We start from the raw sequence: 17,651 nt of genomic DNA on the forward strand, positions 1-17,651 counted from the left end.
GTCCCGGCCGCCCGCTAGCCGAGGCCCGGCACGGCGGAGACCAGCAGGTCGATGACCTTGATGCCGACGAACGGCAGGACGAGCCCGCCGAGCCCGTAGACGGCGAGGTTACGGCGGAGCAGGTCATGGGCGGAGGCGGGGGTGTAGCGCACGCCGCGCAGCGCGAGCGGGATCAACGCGATGATGATCAGCGCGTTGAAGATGATCGCCGAGGTGATCGCGGTGGTCGGGCTGTGCAGACCCATGATGTTCAGGGCCTCGAGCCCCGGATAGACGCTCGCGAACATCGCCGGGATGATCGCGAAATACTTCGCCACGTCATTGGTGATGGAGAAGGTCGTCAACGCGCCGCGGGTGATGAGGAGTTGCTTGCCGATCTCGACGATCTCGATGAGTTTCGTCGGGTTGGAGTCCAGGTCCACCATGTTCCCGGCCTCCTTGGCGGCCGAGGTGCCGGTGTTCATGGCGACGCCCACGTCCGCCTGGGCCAGCGCCGGGGCGTCGTTGGTGCCGTCACCGGTCATCGCGACCAGCTTGCCCCCCGCCTGCTCCCGTTTGATCAGGGCGAGTTTCTCCTCCGGGGTGGCTTCGGCCAGGTAGTCGTCGACCCCGGCCTCCTCGGCGATGGCGCGCGCGGTCAGCGGGTTGTCGCCGGTCACCATGACGGTGCGGATGCCCATCCGCCGCAGCTCCGCGAACCGCTCCCGGATGCCGTCCTTGACCACGTCCTTGAGGTGGATGACGCCCAGCACGCGCGGCCCGTACCGGTCCTCGACCGCGACCAGCAGCGGGGTGCCGCCGGAGGCGGCGATGGAGTCGGTGAACAGCCGCGCCTCGGCCGGGACCCGGCCGCCGCGCGCGGTGACCCAGTCGATGACCTGCGCGGCCGCGCCTTTGCGGATCGTGCAGGTCTCCCCGCGCGTCCACCGCAGGTCCACGCCGCTCATCCGGGTCTGGGCGCTGAACTCCACGAACCGCGCATGGCTCAGCTCGCCAGCCGCCGGCTCCCGCAACCCGTACTTCTCCTTGGCGAGGACCACCACGGAGCGGCCCTCGGGCGTCTCGTCGGCCAGCGAGGACAACTGGGCGGCGTCCGCCAGCTGGAGTTCGTCGATGCCGGGCAGCGGCACGAAGGCGGCGGCCTCGCGGTTGCCCAGGGTGATGGTTCCGGTCTTGTCCAACAGCAGGGTGTTGACGTCGCCCGCTGCCTCAACCGCCCGCCCCGACATCGCCAGGACGTTGCGCTGCACCAGCCGGTCCATCCCGGCGATGCCGATGGCCGACAGCAGCGCGCCGATGGTGGTCGGGATGAGGGTGACCAGGAGGGCGACGAGCACGGTGGTCGACTGCGGCGCGTCGGCGTAGCCGGCCATCGGCTGGATGGCGAGGACCACCAGCACGAAGACGATGGTGAGCGCGGCCAGCAGGATGTTCAGCGCGATCTCGTTCGGGGTCTTCTGCCGGGACGCGCCCTCGACCAGGGCGATCATCCGGTCCAGGAAGGAGTGTCCGGGCCGCGAGCTGACCCGGACCACGATGCGGTCCGACAGCACCGTCGTCCCGCCGGTGACCCCGGAGCGGTCGCCGCCCGCCTCCCTGATGACCGGGGCGGACTCCCCGGTGACGGCGGACTCGTCGACCGCCGCGATCCCGTCGACGACATCGCCGTCGGCCGGGATCAGCTCGCCCGCCTCGACCAGGACGAAGTCGAACAGCTGGAGCTCGGTGGCCGCGACGCTCTCGAGCACGGCCTCACCCGGTTCCATGTCCACATGCCAGTGGCGCAGCCGCCGCGCCACCGTGTCCGTACGCGCCTTGCGCAGCGACTCGGCCTGTGCCTTGCCGCGGCCCTCGGCCACGGCCTCGGCGAGGTTGGCGAAGATCACCGTCAGCCACAGCCAGACGCTGATCACCAGGGTGAAGACGGACGGGTCGAGCAGCGCCGAGGCGGTGGTGAGCACCGAGCCGCAGGCCACGACGAACAGCACCGGATTCCGGGCCAGGGCCCGCGGATGGAGCTTGCGCACCGCGTCCGGAAGGGACGTCAGCAGCTGGACCGGATCGATCAGGCCGCCGCCTCGGCGGTTGTTCCGGTGGCCACCGTGCCGCGTCCCGGGGGCACTTCCCGGTGCTCGGCCGGGGGGTGCCGTCGGTGCCTGCTGGGGGGCGGCGGGAAGCATCGGGGACGTCCTTCTCCTGAGACCGGCCGCACGGAGGACGGTCGGCGTGTTCGACATGGGAAGCGGCTGCGCCGTGTCGTCGCCGGGTCCCGGCGACGGCACGGCTGTCTTCGGCCGCGGTACGGGTGACGCCGGGCGCGCCCGCTGCTCCAGGCATGGCCGGACCTCGCCCGGACAGGGGGGCATGCCATGAGCCCGCGACCGTGAGCGGCACGGCCGAACCTAGTGCCCGCCGCCGCGGCGACCTGGCGGACCACCGGGGAATTGACGGCCCTCTGACGGGATTTACGGCTCCCTGACGGCGTCGCCCCCACGCTCCTTACGGCGTCCGGCCCGGAGGGACCGGAGGCGGGGGCGGAGGCGGGACCGGAGGCGGTGGGGGAGGCGGGACCGGAGGCGGTGGCCCTGGGGCCGGGGGAGGGGGCGGGCCGGCCGGCGGCAGACCAGGACCGAACCGCGGCCGGTCGCGGAATCCGGCGCGAGCGGCCAGGACGCCGGAGAGCGCGAGCACGGCCGCCGCGCCACCGGACACCAGGAGAAGGGTGCTCAGGTCGGGTACGGAGGTGTACGGCCCGACACGGCCCAGCGGGTCGACCAGGACGCGCTGACCGCCTCGGCCGGCGGGCCGGCGTCGGTCAGCGCCTTGCCCAGATCGCGGTCCAGGTCCTCGAACGACTTCTTGATGTCGCCCAGCGCCTTGGCCGCGGCGTCCGAGAACTTGTTGAGCTTCTTGATGCCGTACGACCATTCGTCGCCGAACTCGTCCATCCGGTCCGCCAGTCCGGACGCCCCCATGGCGGTGCCGTCCACGTCCTTCATCTCCCGGCCGGGCTTCCGCATCAGTTCCGAGATGTGCCTGATGTTGTCCTGGACGCGCTCCAGCATCTCCATGTCGATATAGAGATCGCTCACCCATCCCCCTGTGTCGCTCCTCGGCCACTGGTCGGGCGGCCGACGATCCAGCTCAAGATCACAGCGTGGTCGGAGCGCGTGCCGTGCGGGCCCGTGGTGGCGATCGCGCAGCGGGGTGTTAACGCCGGCTGCCCGGAAGGCGAAGCGATGTCCCGCTTGTGCTGACGTCCTGTTGACGCGGGCGGCCGAGGTACCGGGTACGGGGTACGGGCCGTCCGGGTGAGATGCCCTCGCGGGTCAGGTGTGCCGCCGCCGGGCACGGCCGCACGGCAGGCACAGTGCCGATATGCTCATCGTCCAGCTTGCGCTTGTGTCCCTGACCCAGAACAACCAGATCAGCCCCTCCCGGCTGAACCGCGTGGCCGCCGCGCTGCAGAAGCAGGCCACCCGTGACTTCGGACCCATCTGGCAGATCAACGCCACCGTGGACGCCTTCGACAGCCTGGAGGACGTGCCCGTCGGATACTGGCCGATGATGGTCGTCGATGACGTCCCCGACGCCGCCGGCTTCCACCTGGACGACAACGGCCAGCCGTTCTCCCTGATCGAGTTCAGCGACAGCTGGTCGCTGACCGCCAGCCACGAGATGCTCGAAATGCTGGGCGACCCCATGGGGAACACCGTGAGACCGGGCAAGTCCCCGCACCCCGACCAGGGCGTGGTCGAATTCCTCGTCGAGGTCGCCGACCCCTCGGAGGCCGCCGAGTTCGGCTACACCGTCAACGGACTGCTCGTCTCCGACTTCTTCACCCCGCGCTTCTACGACCCGGTCGCCGTCGACGGCGTCCGCTACAGCTTCGGCGGACACATCCAGGCCCCGCGGCAGATCCTGCGCGGCGGCTACATCAGCTGGCGGGATCCGGTCACCGAAGAGTGGTGGCAGCAGACCTGGTTCTCCGGCGACCAGCCGAAGTTCCGCAAGCTCGGACGTCTCACCGGCGCCTCGCTCCGCGCGGCCGTCGACGCCAAGACCAAGACGGTCAGCCGTATCGCCCGCGCCGCTCCGGAATCCGACCGCTTCTCCGCGGCCCGCGAGCTCAATGCCCTGGCGAAGGACTCCACCCGGGCCCGCGCCGAGGCGTGGCGGGGGCAGATCGACCGGCTCAGAAGCGGGAACCCCCTGCTCGACGCCTGGGAGGGCGGCGAGGAGGACAATGACTGATGACAGCCCTCCGCCAGCCGGACCGGGGAGGTCGCCATGGACGCCATGGACAGGGACCAGGATCGCGACACGGAACGCGGCAAGGACCGTGACGAGAACCGTGACGAGAAGCGCGGCAAGGACGAGGCCGCCGAGCGGGAGCGGGAGCGGAAGCGGAAGGCCGAGGCCGATGAGCTGCGCCGGCGTCTGGCCGAGCTCGCGGATCAGCCGCCGAGGAGCCTGAAGGAGGCCGTCCACCGGGCCGCGCGCAAGCGCGCGGAAGCGGAAGCGGAAGCCGAGGAAGGCCCTCCCGCGCCGGGCGAACCGGGATCCCCCGGCCCCGGTCCCGGCCGCTCACCGGACGACAACCCCTAGGAGTACAGGAGCACCGGAGGCCAGGCCCTGCCGCACGGGGCACCGGCACCATCGCCAGTCATCCGCCGCACCCGCCGCACACCCGTGACCGTCCCGTCAACTCGCTGGCTGTAGCCGCGAGTTCGCGGGACGATGGGGATTGTGGCGAGATATCCCGTGACGGTCCGCAGGACGGGACGTGTCGCGCTCGCCCTGCTGCTCGGCTCCACCGCAGCGGCCCTCGCCACCGCCTGGTGGCTGGATCTGGCCGGGAGCACGGCACTGCTCGGGCTCGTCGGCGGGGTGACCGGTCTGACCGGACTGTGGCTCGCCTGGTCCGCGTACCGCGACGACCGGGCCGAGTCCGCCACCGCGGCGGATCCGGCCGCGGTGGCCGACCTGATGGCGGTCGCCGTGCGCGGCCTGTGGGTCAGGGAGGTGGGGCGGCGGCAGCTCAACTCGCCGTATCCGCTGCCGGTCCGCTGGGCGCCCGCGGACCAGGAGCTGTTCGAGGACTGGCAGTCGCTGGCCCGGCTCGCCACCTCCGGCGCCGGCTGGCCGCTGCCGCCGGCCGATCGGGCCTGGGCCGGCGGGCCCGGGGAGCTGGGTGGAGCCGATGGCGGCCTGGGCCGCACGCTGGAGCAGGTGCCCACCGGCCGGCTGGTCGTGCTCGGTGCGCCGGGCGCCGGCAAGACGGTGCTGCTGGTGCGCCTGCTGCTGGATCTGCTCGCCCACCGGTCGCCCGGCGACCCGGTGCCGGTCCTGCTGCCGCTGGCCTCCTGGGACCCCACCCGGCAGAGCCTCGACGACTGGCTGGAATACCGGCTGACGCTCGACCACGGCGGCTTGGCCGAGCCCGGCCCGGAAGGCAGCCGCACCCGTGCGCGGGCACTGCTGGACGCCGGGCTGGTGCTGCCGATGCTGGACGGGCTGGACGAGATCCCGGAGAAGGTCCGCGGCCCGGCCGTGGCCCAGATCAACGACGCCCTCGCCCGGTGGCCGGGACAGCGGCTGGTGCTGGCCGCGCGCAGCGACGCCTACCGGTCGGCGGTGTGCCCGCCGGGCGGCGCCGAGGTGCGGCTCACCGGGGCCGCCGGGATCGAACTCCTCCCGCTGCCCGCGGAACTCGTCGTGACCTATCTCCAGGACTCGGCCGGCGGCATGGCCGGTGCCGACCGCTGGACCCCGGTCCGTGACGCGCTCAGCGCCGCCTCGCCGCCCGCCGCGGCGCGGGCGCTGACCACCCCGCTGATGGCCGCCCTCGCCCGCGCGGTCTACAACCCGCGGCCGGACGAACCCGCCGCCACCCCCACCCGGCGCCCCGCCGAACTCCTGGACCGGGAGGACTTCCCCTCCCGGGAGAGCATCGAGAGCCATATGCACAAAGGGCTCGTCGCGGCCGCCTACCGCGGCTCGGCCGCCACCCCGGCGGCCGCCCGCAAAAGGGCCCGGCGGGCCGAGCGCTGGCTGGTCTTCCTCGCCAGCGACCTGCAAGGACGCCGGCACGGCAGGACGGATCTCGCCTGGTGGGAGCTGGCCGGCGCGGTGCCCAGGGCGGTCACCGGGCTGGCGGTGGGGCTGGCGGCCGGGATCGTCGGCGCGATCGGGCTCACGCTCCCCATGGGGCTGGGCAGCGGGCTGGCCGCCGGAGCCCTGGCCGGGGCGGCCGCCCGGCCCTGGCTGCTGGTCGGGCGCGGTGGGGTCTCGCGCGCTCTGACCGGCGGACTCCTCGGCGCGCTGCCCGCCACCGTGGCCACCCAGGCGCTGTTCGGTTCGGGCACCCGGGTCGACGGGCCGGGGCCCTCGCTCGTCAACGCCGTAGCCGTCGGGGTCGCGGTCGCGGGCTTCAGCCGGTTCGGGGCCGGGCTGGCCGGCGGGCTGGTCGGCGGATGCACCGGCACCCTCGTCGGCAATCCGGCCGTCGGTGTTCTCGCGCCGCTGGTCAACGGGGTGGGCTTGGGCCTGGCCGCCGGGCTGGTGGCCGGGCTGGCGCCGTCCGACCTCCCCGCCCGCGGCCTGCGCTGGTCCCCGCTGGGGGTGGTGACCGGACTGGTGTCCGGGGTGGTGCTCGGGCTGGCGATGGGCATACGGCTGGATCCGGAGAGCGGCCTGCTGGTGGGCGCGGTCGGCGCCGTCACCGGCGCTCTGGCGGGCGGGCTGCGGTCCGCGACCACGGACCTGACGACAGCGGCCGGACCGCGCACGGTACTCGCCCGCGACCGCGCCTCCTTCCTGGTCGTCGCACTGGCGTGGGGGCTCGCGGTGGCGGTGAGCGCCGGATGCGCGGTGGGCCTGGAGTACGGGACGCCGCGCGGACTGGGGGTCGCCGTCGCCGACCTGGTCTCGGTGGGCCTGGCGGTCGGCTTCCTGCAGTCCTGCTGGGGCCAGTTCGTCGTGGCGCGCTGCTGGCTGGCGCTCACCCGGCGGTTGCCCTGGCGGCTGATGACCTTCCTCGCCGACGCCCACGAGAACCGCGACGTGCTGCGGCAGGCCGGTGCCGTCTACCAGTTCCGCCACGGCGAGCTGCAACGCCGGCTGGCCCAGCGCGAATCGGAGTCCGCCCGGCGGCAGACCGGGCAGTGAGCTGACCTGCCCGCGCGAGCGATTGGCCCACAGCGAATTAGCCGCAAGCCGATAACCCTGCCCCGGCGAGGCCGGCGGACCGAGAGTGGAGGCACCGCGGCGACACCGGCCGCGCACCACGCATCCCCCGACAAGGAGGACCGATGACACCTCTCGCCACCGGCTGGGACCCGGCCCGCGGCCCCCGAGCCGCCGACGGGGACACCCGCGCCACGCCGTTCGACGACCACCTGGCCGCCCAGCTCCTCACCCAGCGCATCGTCGTCCTCGGCACCCAGGTCGACGAGGTCTCCGCCAACCGGGTCTGCGCCCAGCTGCTCCTGCTGTCGGCCGAGGACCCGCGCACCGACATCAGCCTCTACATCAACAGCCCGGGCGGTTCGGTGACGGCGGGCCTGGCGATCTACGACACGATGCGGCTGATCCCGAACAACGTCTCCACCCTCGCCATGGGATTCGCCGCGAGCATGGGACAGTTCCTCGTCACCGTCGGCGCCAGGGGCAAGCGCTACGCCCTGCCCAACGCGCGGATCATGATGCACCAGCCGTCCGCGGGCATCGGCGGGACCGCCGCGGACATCGAGATCCAGGCCGAGAACCTCCAGTTCACCAAGGAGGCCATCGAGCGGATCACCGCGGAGCACACCGGCCAGTCCCCGGAGACCATCGCCCGCGACGGCGACCGGGACCGGTGGTTCACGGCCCAGCAGGCCCTGGAGTACGGCATGGTCGACCACGTCGTCGAATCGCTCGACGACGTCCGTCCGGCCGGCCCCAAGCGACGGATCGGACTGTGACCATGAGCCAGTACACCATCCCGACGGTCATCGAGCGCACCCCGCAGGGCGAGCGGGCCTACGACATCTACAGCCGACTGCTCTCCGAGCGGATCATCTTCCTCGGCACGGAGATCGACGACGGCGTGGCGAACGTCGTCATCGCCCAGCTGCTCCACCTGGAGTCCTCCAGCCCGGAGCGCGAGATCGCGATCTACATCAACTCGCCGGGCGGCTCCTTCACCTCGCTCATGGCGATCTACGACGCGATGACCTTCGTCTCCTCGCCCATCTCCACCTTCTGCGTCGGGCAGGCGGCCTCCACCGCGGCGGTGCTGCTGGCCGGGGGAGACCCCGGGCGGCGGTTCATCCTGGAGCACGCCCGGGTGCTGCTGGGGCAGCCGGCCAGCGGCGGCCGGCAGGGGACGGTGGCGGATCTCAGCGTCCAGGCCAAGGAGATCCTGCGGATCCGCTCCCAGGTCGAGGAGGTGCTGTCCCGGCACACGCACCACGACGTGGCGACCCTCCGCGCCGACATGGACCGCGACAAGATCTTCACCGCGCGGGAGGCGGTGGAGTACGGGATCGCCGACCAGGTCCTCAGCCGGCGCCTCGCGGCCGCCGCGGCCTGATCGGGCCCGGTATCCCCGGAGCCGTCCGGCGGCTCCGGGGGGCGGCCGTCACCACGAGGGGAGTGACGGCCACCGGTTTCAGGCCGGGGGAGTGACGGCCATCGGTCAGGCCGAGGGGTTGACGGTCACAGGTCAGGCCGCCAGCCGCACGTCGCCAAGACGCGAGGCCACCGGCACCCCGGAGGAGGGGCGGGCACTCAGCTCCGCGACGGAGCTCACCCGGATCTCGTCCTCGCCGGTCGCCACGGCGCACTCGGCACCGGTGCCGCGGCGCGGGGTGACCGGTCCGGCAACCCCGCCGGACCCGGCCTGCCGCGCCCGGGTGTAACCGGTGAGGTCGGCGTGGGCCAGGGCCAGAAGATCGGCCAGCCCGAGCCCCAGCGCGTGGGCGGCGGCCGCCAGCACCTCGGACGACGCCTCCTTGCGGCCGCGTTCCAGCTCCGAGAGGTAGGGCACCGAGATCCTGGCCGCGTCGGCCACGTCCTTGAGGGTGCGCTGCTGGCCGAGCCGCTCGCGGCGCAGCGCGCCGCCGACGACATGGCGCCACAGCGGCTCTCGGGAAGCGGAATCGGGCGCCGCGGGGGCCGGGCGCAGCGGGATGACGCGGGCGTGGTGGGGCGCGTGGCTGGTCACCCCCTCAGAGTAGGAGGGGCGGGTGCGGCAGAGGCGGAGAATCGTTCTGCCCTCGGCGAAGTCGCCTCCGACTCCGGCAGGCTGACCCGGGCTCAGGCCCGCGACTGATGGAGTGTCGGTCGCGGGCCGTGCGTCCCGATCGGCCTGGTGCTACGCGCCGGTCTCGTGCTACGCGCCGGCCTCGTGGCCCGCGGTCAGCCGCGGGTCGCGCTCCACCACCGGGTCCAGCACCTCGTCGATGGCCTTCAGCAGCTCCGCGTCGAGCCGCACGCCCGCCGCCGCGGCGTTCTCCGCCACCTGCCCGGGGCGCGACGCGCCGATGATCGCGGCGGACACGTCCGGGTTCTGCAGCACCCAGGCGACGGCCAGCTGGGCGAGCGAGAGGCCGGCCTCGTCCGCGAGCGGCCGCAGCCGCTGCACCCGCTCCAGCACCTCCTCGCGCAGCCAGTGGGCCACGAAGGCGGCGCCGCCCTTGTCGTCCGTGGCACGGGTCCCGGCCGGCAGCGGGGTGCCCGGCCGGTACTTCCCGGTGAGCACGCCCTGCGCGATCGGGGACCAGACGACCTGGCCCATGCCCAGCTCCCGGCAGGCGGGCACCACCTCGGCCTCGATGACCCGCCACAGCGCCGAGTACTGCGGCTGGTTCGAGATCAGCGGCACCCGCAGCTCCCGCGCCAGCTGGTGGGCGGCGCGCAGCTGCCCGGCCGTCCACTCGGACACCCCGATGTAGAGGGCCTTGCCGGAGCGGACCACCTGGGCGAACGCCTCCATGGTCTCTTCCAGTGGCGTGGCGTGGTCATAGCGGTGGGCCTGGTACAGGTCGACGTAGTCCGTCCGCAGCCGGCGCAGCGAGTTGTCGATCGATTCGAGGATGTGCTTCCGGCCCAGTCCTCGGTCGTTGCAGCCCGGGCCGGTCGGGAAGTAGACCTTGGTGAAGATCTCCAGCCCCTCGCGGCGCTCGCCTGCCAGGGCCCGCCCGAGCACGGCCTCGGCGCGCGTCTCGGCGTAGGCGTCCGCGGTGTCGAAGGTGGTGATCCCGGCGTCCAGGGCGGCCCGGATGCAGGCGGCGGCCGCCTCCTCCTCCACCTGGGAGCCGTGGGTGAGCCAGTTGCCGTACGCGATCTCGCTGATCGTCAGGCCGCTGCTGCCGAGTCGGCGGAATTCCATGAGCGAGTCCTCTCGAGTCCTCATCGCTGACGTGCACAGTGTGACGAGAGTGGCACAGCGCGTGGCGACCGTGCAGGTGGCGAGCGACCTGCGGGGCCCTTTCGAAAGGGACCCGCACACGAGATATCTTGATGTCGAGCAATGTTGCAGAAGTGGAGCGGAGCACCCGGTGACTGACTCGACCATCATCTACACACACACTGACGAGGCCCCGGCCCTGGCGACGCATTCGTTCTTGCCGGTGGTCCAGGCGTACGCGTCGACGGCCGGTGTCACTGTGGAGACCCGTGACATCTCGCTGGCCGGGCGGATCATCGCCGTCTTCCCCGAGTACCTGCGGGAGGACCAGCGGATCCCCGACGCCCTCGCCGAGCTCGGCGAGCTGGCCAAGACCCCCGGCGCGAACATCATCAAGCTGCCGAACATCTCGGCGTCGATCCCGCAGCTCAAGGCCGCGGTCGCCGAGCTGCAGGCCCAGGGCTACGCGCTGCCGGACTACCCGGACGACCCGAAGACCGACGAGGAGCGGGAGATCCGCGCCCGTTACGACAAGGTCAAGGGCAGCGCCGTGAACCCGGTGCTGCGTGAGGGCAACTCCGACCGCCGCGCCCCCGCGTCGGTCAAGAACTACGCCAAGGCGCACCCGCACCGCATGGGTGCCTGGACCGCCGACTCCAAGACCAACGTCGCCACCATGGGCGCCGACGACTTCCGCTCCACCGAGAAGTCCGCGGTCATCTCCGAGGCCGGCTCGCTGCGCATCGAGCTGTCCGGCGACGACGGCTCCACCACGGTGCTGCGCGAGTCGGTGCCGGTGCTCGCCGGCGAGGTCGTGGACGCCTCCGTGATGCGCGTCGCGGCGCTGCGTGAGTTCCTGGCCGCGCAGGTCGCGCGGGCCAAGGCCGAGGGCGTGCTGTTCTCGGTGCACCTGAAGGCCACCATGATGAAGGTCTCCGACCCGATCATCTTCGGCCACGTGGTGCGCGCCTTCTTCCCGAAGACCTTCGCCGCCTACGGCGAGGTGTTCGCCGCCGCCGGCCTCACCCCGAACGACGGCCTCGGCGGCATCCTCAAGGGCGTGGAGTCGCTGCCCGAGGGCGCCGACATCAAGGCCTCCTTCGACGCCGAGCTCGCCGAGGGCCCGGCCCTGGCGATGGTCGACTCCGACAAGGGCATCACCAACCTGCACGTCCCCAGCGACGTCATCGTCGACGCCTCCATGCCGGCCATGATCCGCACCTCCGGCCACATGTGGGGCCCGGACGGCCAGGAGGCCGACACCCTCGCCGTCCTCCCCGACAGCAGCTACTCCGGCGTCTACCAGGCCGTCATCGAGGACTGCCGGGCGCACGGCGCCTTCGACCCCTCCACCATGGGCTCGGTGCCGAACGTCGGCCTGATGGCGCAGAAGGCCGAGGAGTACGGCAGCCACGACAAGACCTTCGAGATCCCGGCCACGGGCACCGTGCGGGTCCTCGACGAGGCGGGCAACGCCGTGCTGGAGCAGGTCGTCAGCGCCGGTGACATCTTCCGGATGTGCCAGACCAAGGACGCTCCGATCAAGGACTGGGTCAAGCTGGCCGTCACCCGCGCCCGCGCCACCGGCGACCCGGCCGTCTTCTGGCTCGACGAGACCCGCGCGCACGACGCGCAGCTGATCGCCAAGGTCGAGGCGTACCTGTCGGAGCACGACACCGAGGGTCTGGAGATCCGGATCCTCGCCCCGGTCGAGGCGACCAAGTTCTCCCTGGAGCGCATCCGCCGCGGCGAGAACGCCATCTCGGTCACCGGCAACGTGCTGCGCGACTACCTGACCGACCTGTTCCCGATCCTGGAGCTGGGCACCAGCGCCAAGATGCTCTCCGTCGTCCCGCTGATGAACGGCGGTGGCCTCTTCGAGACCGGCGCCGGCGGCTCCGCGCCCAAGCACGTCCAGCAGCTGGTCAAGGAGAACTACCTGCGCTGGGACAGCCTCGGCGAGTTCCTCGCGCTGGCGGTCAGCTTCGAGCACCTCGCGCAGACCACCGGCAACGCGCGCGCCCAGGTGCTCGCCGACACCCTGGACCGCGCCACCGCGACCTTCCTCAACGAGGACAAGTCGCCCAGCCGCCGCCTCGGTGGCATCGACAACCGCGGCAGCCACTTCTACCTGTCCCTGTACTGGGCCCAGGAGCTGGCGAAGCAGACCGACGACGCGGAGCTCGCCAAGGCGTTCGCCCCGCTCGCCGAGACGCTCGCCGCCAACGAGCAGAAGATCGTCGAGGAGCTGATCGCGGTGCAGGGGCAGCCGGCCGAGATCGGCGGCTACTACCAGCCCGACGTGACCAAGGCCGCGGCCGTCATGCGCCCGTCGGCGACCTTCAACCAGGCTCTGGCCACCCTCGGCTGACCCGGCGGCGGAGCCATCCGCTGACGCGTTCCGTCCGGGATCCGCGCCCTCCGCGGCCCCTTCAAGGGGCCGCGGAGGGCGCGGCGTCGTTCCGGGGCGCGGGCGCCGGTCAGCGGGTGAGCCGGTTGTCGAACGCGCGGGCCCAGTCGACGAGCATCCTGTCCCAGCCCTCGGGGGAGTGGTCCATGAAGATCCACGACGAGGTGTCGAAGTGGATCCCGCCGGCCAGGCTCTCGATCCCGATGTCCTTCATCCGCCTCGCCAGGTGCGCCCCGATCTGCAGGCCGCGTACGCCCGGGATGTACTGCCGGCTGATCCAGCGCGACCAGAAGTACAGCTCCATGGTCGCGGCGAGCGAGGGTGCGGCCAGCAACTGGGCGGCGTCCGAGAGGGCGACCTGGTCCATCTGGGTCAGCAGTGCCTGGTAGGCGGCCGCCTGCTGAGCGCCGTTCCAGGCGAGCCACTGCGCGTCGGTGAACGACGCCATCCGCGCCAGCCGGTTGCTGAATGCCTGTTCGATCTTCTGGTTGTGGACCTCGACCTGCGCCAGGTTCTCGGTGAGGAACGTCAGCGGGTCCCCGCCTCCCATGCCCGGCGGCGGCCCTGCCGGCGGCGTCCCGGTCTGGCTCGACTTGGCCACCGCGGTGGACGTCGCCCCCTGCGCGGCCGCCACCAGCGGATTCTCGATCATCTCGACGACATCCTTGAGCGTCGGGCCGAGCCCGCCCAGGGCCGTCTGGAGCAGCGGCTGCGCGGCGCCCGCCGCGGCGACGTTCACCAGGGCCATGCCGACCTGGTCCTTGATCGCCTCGGCCTGCGCCTGATCGGTGTGCGCCTGGTTGAAGTTGGTCAGCGCGGTGCGGTAGCCCGTCGTCAGCGCGTAGATGCCCTGGCGGTAGGTGGACAGCCGCGATCCGAACCGCGCCCGCCACGCCAGATCCAGTTCGGTGGCGGACTGGCGCCGCTCCAGCACGGCCACCCGCTGCTCCAGCCCGCCCTGCTGGGCGGGCTTGTCCCGCTGGATGGACAGCAGACCCGCGACGGCCCGGTTCCCCGCCGTGTCCTGAAGTCGTTGTACGGCCCGCCGATCGGCCGGGGCCGCGCCCGGGCCATGCGCCGGAGGCGTGCGCGCCACGGGCGGGCGGTGGTGCGGAATTGTCATGATTTCAGTCTGATCGGGGGCGCGTGACGCGGACAATGTCCCCTCGTGCAGAGATGCCTGCGCGGTCGTACGCACCAGGATGCCGCTGGGGGCAACCGCGCCGCCTCGCCAGGCCGAGGCGGCGGGTCCCCGCGGCAGCGGGTGGGGTCACGCCGTACCGGGGGCCGGGGCCTCCCAGGTGAGGGTGAGACCGGCGTACAGATAGCGGCTGGCCTCGATGGCGAGCAGCAGCACCGTGTCCCCGGGCCGGATACGGCCCTGGGTCCAGCCCGCGTCCAGGGCCAGCGGCACGGCCGCGGAGCCGGTGGCGCCGACGTCCGTGAGGTTCTCCACGATCGACTTGCGCAGACCCGCGTGGTCCTCGGCGGACAGCCCAGCCTCCTCGAACTCCCGGCTGAAGTACTCGGCGTTGCCCTCCGGCAGCACACAGGCGTCGATCTGGCTCATCGACAGTCCGGACCGGTCCAGCATGTCCCGCAGACCGGTGACGAAGACCCGCGGGCCGAAGGCCGCCGTGCCGCTGATGTCCAGCCGGATGTCCATCAGCCGCTTGCGGCCGCGCTGGATGGCCAGCGGAGCGTCCGTGCCGCCCCCGACCACCTGCATCCCCGGCCGCCGCTTCCCGCCCAGGCACTGGGTGGCGAAGACCGGCCGCACCCCGGGCGCGTGGGCCGCTGACCCCTCCTCGCCGGCGTGCAGCACGGCCGCCCCGGCCCCGTCCCCGAAGGTGTACACCGTCAACCGGTCCCGCATCCGCACGCTCTGCGGATCGGTGCCCAGATAGACCGGGGCGAGCAGCGGCGAGATGGACTCCGCGCCGATCACCAGCGCGGTGCGGTACGTGCCGTCGCCGAGCAGCCGGCGGGCGATGTCCATGGCCTGCACCGCCCCCACGCAGCCCGCGCGGACCTCGATCACCGCGCAGCGCTCCAGCCCGAGCCGTTCCTGGACGTAGGTGCCCGCCGCCGGGAGGGGGTGCTCGGGGCTCGCGGTGGAGAGCACCAGCAGATCCACGTCCGCGGCCGTCAGCCCGGCGCGGTCCAGCGCCTGCCGGGCCGCCGCCGTGGCCATCTCCGCGGTACCGGTGCGGTGTTCGCCGGTCCGCGGGTCCACGATCCAGTGCCGGCGCTGGACTTCGATGCCCGCCAGCACATCCTCGGGCAGCGGACCGCACAACCGGCTCAGTTCGGCGTTGTCGATGGGGTCGCCGGGCAGCTCGGCGCCGGTGGCGAGAACCGAGACGTGCCGTGCGGCTGAGGACGGGGCCGTCGGTGACATGGAGGGCATGGAGGCTCACGCTTCCGTTCCGGGACGAAGGACAAGGCTGATGTGGGTGCCGCCGAGGGAGGAGCTGTTGATCAGGACCGGGCCCGCGGCCTGCCCCTCGCGCCACCCGGCGATCGCCAGTGCCGCGCTGAGCTGGGCCCCCGCTCCCACCGGCTCGCCCAGGGCGCGTTTGGGGGTCAGGACCGGCGCTTCGGTGCCCAGCCGGCGGATGGCCCGCGCCTCCGGCCGGTCCACCGCCTCGATGCCCGCGGCGTTGGCCCAGATCGCGGCCAGCCCGCCGGGCGGCAAGTCGGCGTCGGCCAGCGCGATCCGCATGGCCCGGTGCATCCCGTCCCCGCGCGGATCCCAGCGGCCGGCCCCGACGGCGTCGTACGCCGTGCCGTGGCCCGCGAGCCGGGCCAACACCCGGGCACCGCGCGCCCGCGCTGCCGACTCGCGCTCCAGCAGCAGCGCGATGCCGCCCTCGGCGAGGGTGTAGCGGTGGCCCGCGGGCCCGCCGGTCAGCGGCAGCCCCCGGTAGACGTCGGCCGCGGTGGCGGTCAGGTCGTCCACAGCGGGGCACAGCACCGCGTCCGCGGTGCCGGTGCGCAGCATGTCGTGGGCCACGCACAGCGCCGAGGCGCCCGCCGCGTGCGCCGCGGTGGTGGTGGACGTGGGCCCCTTGGCGCCGAGCACCATGGCGATCTGGCCGGCCGCCGCGTTGTAGACCGTGTTGGGGAAGATCGCCGGGTTGGCGGCGGTGGCGCCCTCCTCCAGCACCGGGCGGATGAAGTCCTCGGTGCTGCGCATCGGTCCCAGCCCGCTGCCGAGCACCACCCCGACCCGCTCGCCGGCGGCCAGCCCGGCCTGGTCGAGCGCGGCCCGGCAGGAGACGATGGCCAGCTGGCCCAGGCGGTCCACCCGGCGCCGCTCGGCGCGGCTGAGGTGCCGGTCCGGGTCGAAGTCGAGGCGGGCCAGGCGCAGGCCGTCCTCGGCGGTCCCCAGGACCGTCCCGCCGCGGTAGGTCTGCCACAGCTCCTCCAGGGAGCCGCCCGCCGCGGTGAGCACGCCCAACCCGGTGATCACCACGCCCTCGTCCCAGGGGGCGGGCAGCGCGGCGGCCCGCGCCCGGGGGCGACCGAAGGCGACGGTGGCGTTGGCTCCGGCGAAGGCGAAGTTGTTCGACAGCGCCACGTCCATGGCCAGCGGACGAGCCCGGCCCGGCACGGCGTCCAGGCCGCACTTGGGATCCACTGCGGTGAAACCGGCGGTGGGCGGGGCGAGTTGGCGCTCCAGCGCGGACACCGTCACGATCGCCTCCACCGCGCCCGCGGCGCCGAGCAGATGCCCGATCATCGACTTGACGCTGCTCAGCGCGGCCTTCTCGGCCGCCGCGCCCAGCGCGGCGCGCACCGCGTTGCTCTCCGCGGAGTCGTTCTTCGGGGTCCCGGTGCCGTGCCCGTTCACGTAACCCACCTCCTCGGGCGCGATTCCCGAGCCGCGCAGCGCGGCACGGATGGCGCGGGCGGCGCCCTCGCCGCGCGGATGCGGGGCGGTGGCGTGGTGGCCGTCGGCGGACAGCCCGTAGCCGAGCACCTCGGCGAGCACCGGGGCGCCGGCGGCCCGGGCGACGGACTCCTCGGCGATGACCAGCATGCCGCTGCCCTCGCCGAGCGACAGCCCGTCGCGGTCCCGGGAGTACGGGGCGGCGGGCCGCCGGGAGAGCGACTCCAGGCTGGAGAACCCGGCGAACGCGGTCTCGGTGAAGGCGTCGCTGCCGCCGACCAGCATCACGTCCGCGCGGCCCGCGCGGATCGCCTCCACCGCGTGGGCCAGGGCGTGTGCCCCCGAGGCGCAGGCGGTGTTCACCGACAGCACCGGTCCCTTGAGCCGGTACGCGCAGGCGAGGGTCTCGGCGATGGTGTGCGGTGAGACGAGAGTCAGCTGCCGGGCGTCGGGCCCGCGCAGCCGGCCGGCGCCGCGGCGCCGCAGCACCCGTTCCCCGCTGCGGGTGCCGCCGTTGCAGCTGCCGATGGCCACCCCCCAGCGCTCGGCCGGCACCTCGGACAGCCCGTGTGCGGCCATGGCCTCTTCGGCGGCGGCCAGCGCCAGGTCCACGGCGGGTTCCCGCTCGGCGGCGCCCAGATCGCCCAGGTAGTCGTAGTTCGGGTCGGGGAGCGTGGTGACCTCGCCGCCGATGTCGGTGGCGTAGCCGTCCATGGGCAACCCCCGCACCGGCCCGATGGCCACCCGGCCCTCGCGGACGCCCCGCCACAGGGCGTCGACGCCGACGCCCTGGGAGGTGACGGCGCCCATGGCCGTGACCACCACGCGTTTGGTCTCCTTCATGCGCGTTGTCCTTCCTCGGACGGTTCCATCGGCGGTTCCTTCGGCGGTTCCTGGGACGGTTTCTCGGACGGTTCCTTGGGCGGTACCTCGGGTGGCTCCTGCAAACG

13 protein-coding genes are annotated in these 17,651 nt (G+C 73.1%); 6 read left to right on the forward strand and 7 right to left on the reverse strand.

The window, feature by feature from the left end; translation table 11 throughout:
- Positions 1-14 precede the first annotated feature (14 nt).
- Positions 15-2,180, reverse strand: a complete 2,166-nt coding sequence (kdpB, locus tag AC4BDD_RS26740; protein ID WP_490688012.1) for a potassium-transporting ATPase subunit KdpB — start codon at positions 2,178-2,180, stop codon at positions 15-17.
- Positions 2,181-2,726: 546 nt separating this feature from the next.
- Positions 2,727-3,092, reverse strand: a complete 366-nt coding sequence (locus AC4BDD_RS26745) for a hypothetical protein (RefSeq protein ID WP_490688013.1) — start codon at positions 3,090-3,092, stop codon at positions 2,727-2,729.
- Between the two features lie 310 nt (positions 3,093-3,402).
- Here AC4BDD_RS26745 and AC4BDD_RS26750 point away from each other — a divergent pair, with 310 nt between their 5' ends.
- The 5 genes from AC4BDD_RS26750 (at position 3,403) to AC4BDD_RS26770 (ending at position 8,578) form a co-directional block, all read left to right on the forward strand.
- On the forward strand, positions 3,403-4,254 hold the full coding sequence (locus AC4BDD_RS26750) for a hypothetical protein (protein WP_490688014.1): 852 nt from the start codon (positions 3,403-3,405) through the stop codon (positions 4,252-4,254).
- A gap of 36 nt (positions 4,255-4,290) precedes the next feature.
- Positions 4,291-4,608, forward strand: a complete 318-nt coding sequence (locus AC4BDD_RS26755; RefSeq protein WP_490688015.1) for a hypothetical protein — start codon at positions 4,291-4,293, stop codon at positions 4,606-4,608.
- Positions 4,609-4,749: 141 nt separating this feature from the next.
- The gene (locus tag AC4BDD_RS26760; RefSeq protein WP_490688016.1) at positions 4,750-7,170 is read left to right on the forward strand and encodes an NACHT domain-containing protein; all 2,421 of its coding nucleotides are present in this window, start codon (positions 4,750-4,752) and stop codon (positions 7,168-7,170) included.
- Between the two features lie 143 nt (positions 7,171-7,313).
- The gene (locus tag AC4BDD_RS26765; RefSeq protein ID WP_490688017.1) at positions 7,314-7,967 is read left to right on the forward strand and encodes an ATP-dependent Clp protease proteolytic subunit; all 654 of its coding nucleotides are present in this window, start codon (positions 7,314-7,316) and stop codon (positions 7,965-7,967) included.
- A 2-nt stretch (positions 7,968-7,969) separates the two neighbouring features.
- Complete coding sequence (locus AC4BDD_RS26770) at positions 7,970-8,578, forward strand: ClpP family protease (RefSeq protein ID WP_490688018.1); 609 nt, start codon at positions 7,970-7,972, stop codon at positions 8,576-8,578.
- A 132-nt stretch (positions 8,579-8,710) separates the two neighbouring features.
- On the opposite strand, the gene AC4BDD_RS26775 is transcribed toward AC4BDD_RS26770, so the two are convergent.
- Both AC4BDD_RS26775 and AC4BDD_RS26780 read right to left on the reverse strand, forming a co-directional pair.
- On the reverse strand, positions 8,711-9,211 hold the full coding sequence (locus AC4BDD_RS26775) for a helix-turn-helix domain-containing protein (RefSeq protein WP_490688019.1): 501 nt from the start codon (positions 9,209-9,211) through the stop codon (positions 8,711-8,713).
- 168 nt (positions 9,212-9,379) lie between these two features.
- On the reverse strand, positions 9,380-10,378 hold the full coding sequence (locus tag AC4BDD_RS26780; RefSeq protein ID WP_490688020.1) for an aldo/keto reductase family protein: 999 nt from the start codon (positions 10,376-10,378) through the stop codon (positions 9,380-9,382).
- Positions 10,379-10,547: 169 nt separating this feature from the next.
- On the opposite strand from AC4BDD_RS26780, the gene AC4BDD_RS26785 reads away from it, so the two are divergent.
- A complete protein-coding gene (locus AC4BDD_RS26785; protein ID WP_490688021.1) occupies positions 10,548-12,767 on the forward strand; it encodes an NADP-dependent isocitrate dehydrogenase in 2,220 nt (739 codons plus the stop codon).
- A 109-nt stretch (positions 12,768-12,876) separates the two neighbouring features.
- On the opposite strand, the gene AC4BDD_RS26790 is transcribed toward AC4BDD_RS26785, so the two are convergent.
- The 3 genes from AC4BDD_RS26790 to AC4BDD_RS26800 all read right to left on the reverse strand — a co-directional run bounded on the left by AC4BDD_RS26790 (position 12,877) and on the right by AC4BDD_RS26800 (position 17,544).
- Positions 12,877-13,929 (reverse strand): hypothetical protein, encoded by a 1,053-nt coding sequence (locus AC4BDD_RS26790; protein ID WP_490688022.1) that lies wholly within the window; start codon positions 13,927-13,929, stop codon positions 12,877-12,879.
- Positions 13,930-14,076: 147 nt separating this feature from the next.
- Positions 14,077-15,207, reverse strand: a complete 1,131-nt coding sequence (locus AC4BDD_RS26795; protein ID WP_490688023.1) for a 3-oxoacyl-ACP synthase III family protein — start codon at positions 15,205-15,207, stop codon at positions 14,077-14,079.
- 15 nt (positions 15,208-15,222) lie between these two features.
- Positions 15,223-17,544: a beta-ketoacyl synthase N-terminal-like domain-containing protein gene (locus AC4BDD_RS26800; protein ID WP_490688024.1), complete on the reverse strand. Its 2,322-nt coding sequence runs from the start codon at positions 17,542-17,544 to the stop codon at positions 15,223-15,225.
- Positions 17,545-17,651 lie beyond the last annotated feature (107 nt).

The organism is Streptomyces sp. JLBT605 (genome assembly GCF_058215555.1).

Bases quoted from the DNA above. Each gene is read 5' to 3' on its own strand.
- AC4BDD_RS26780 (WP_490688020.1), bottom strand. From the start codon at position 10,378: ATGGAATTCCGCCGACTCGGCAGCAGCGGCCTGACGATCAGCGAGATC.
- AC4BDD_RS26795 (WP_490688023.1), bottom strand. From the start codon at position 15,207: ATGTCACCGACGGCCCCGTCCTCAGCCGCACGGCACGTCTCGGTTCTC.
- kdpB (WP_490688012.1), bottom strand. From the start codon at position 2,180: ATGCTTCCCGCCGCCCCCCAGCAGGCACCGACGGCACCCCCCGGCCGA.
- AC4BDD_RS26765 (WP_490688017.1), top strand. From the start codon at position 7,314: ATGACACCTCTCGCCACCGGCTGGGACCCGGCCCGCGGCCCCCGAGCC.
- AC4BDD_RS26800 (WP_490688024.1), bottom strand. From the start codon at position 17,544: ATGAAGGAGACCAAACGCGTGGTGGTCACGGCCATGGGCGCCGTCACC.
- AC4BDD_RS26755 (WP_490688015.1), top strand. From the start codon at position 4,291: ATGGACGCCATGGACAGGGACCAGGATCGCGACACGGAACGCGGCAAG.
- AC4BDD_RS26770 (WP_490688018.1), top strand. From the start codon at position 7,970: ATGAGCCAGTACACCATCCCGACGGTCATCGAGCGCACCCCGCAGGGC.
- AC4BDD_RS26790 (WP_490688022.1), bottom strand. From the start codon at position 13,929: ATGACAATTCCGCACCACCGCCCGCCCGTGGCGCGCACGCCTCCGGCG.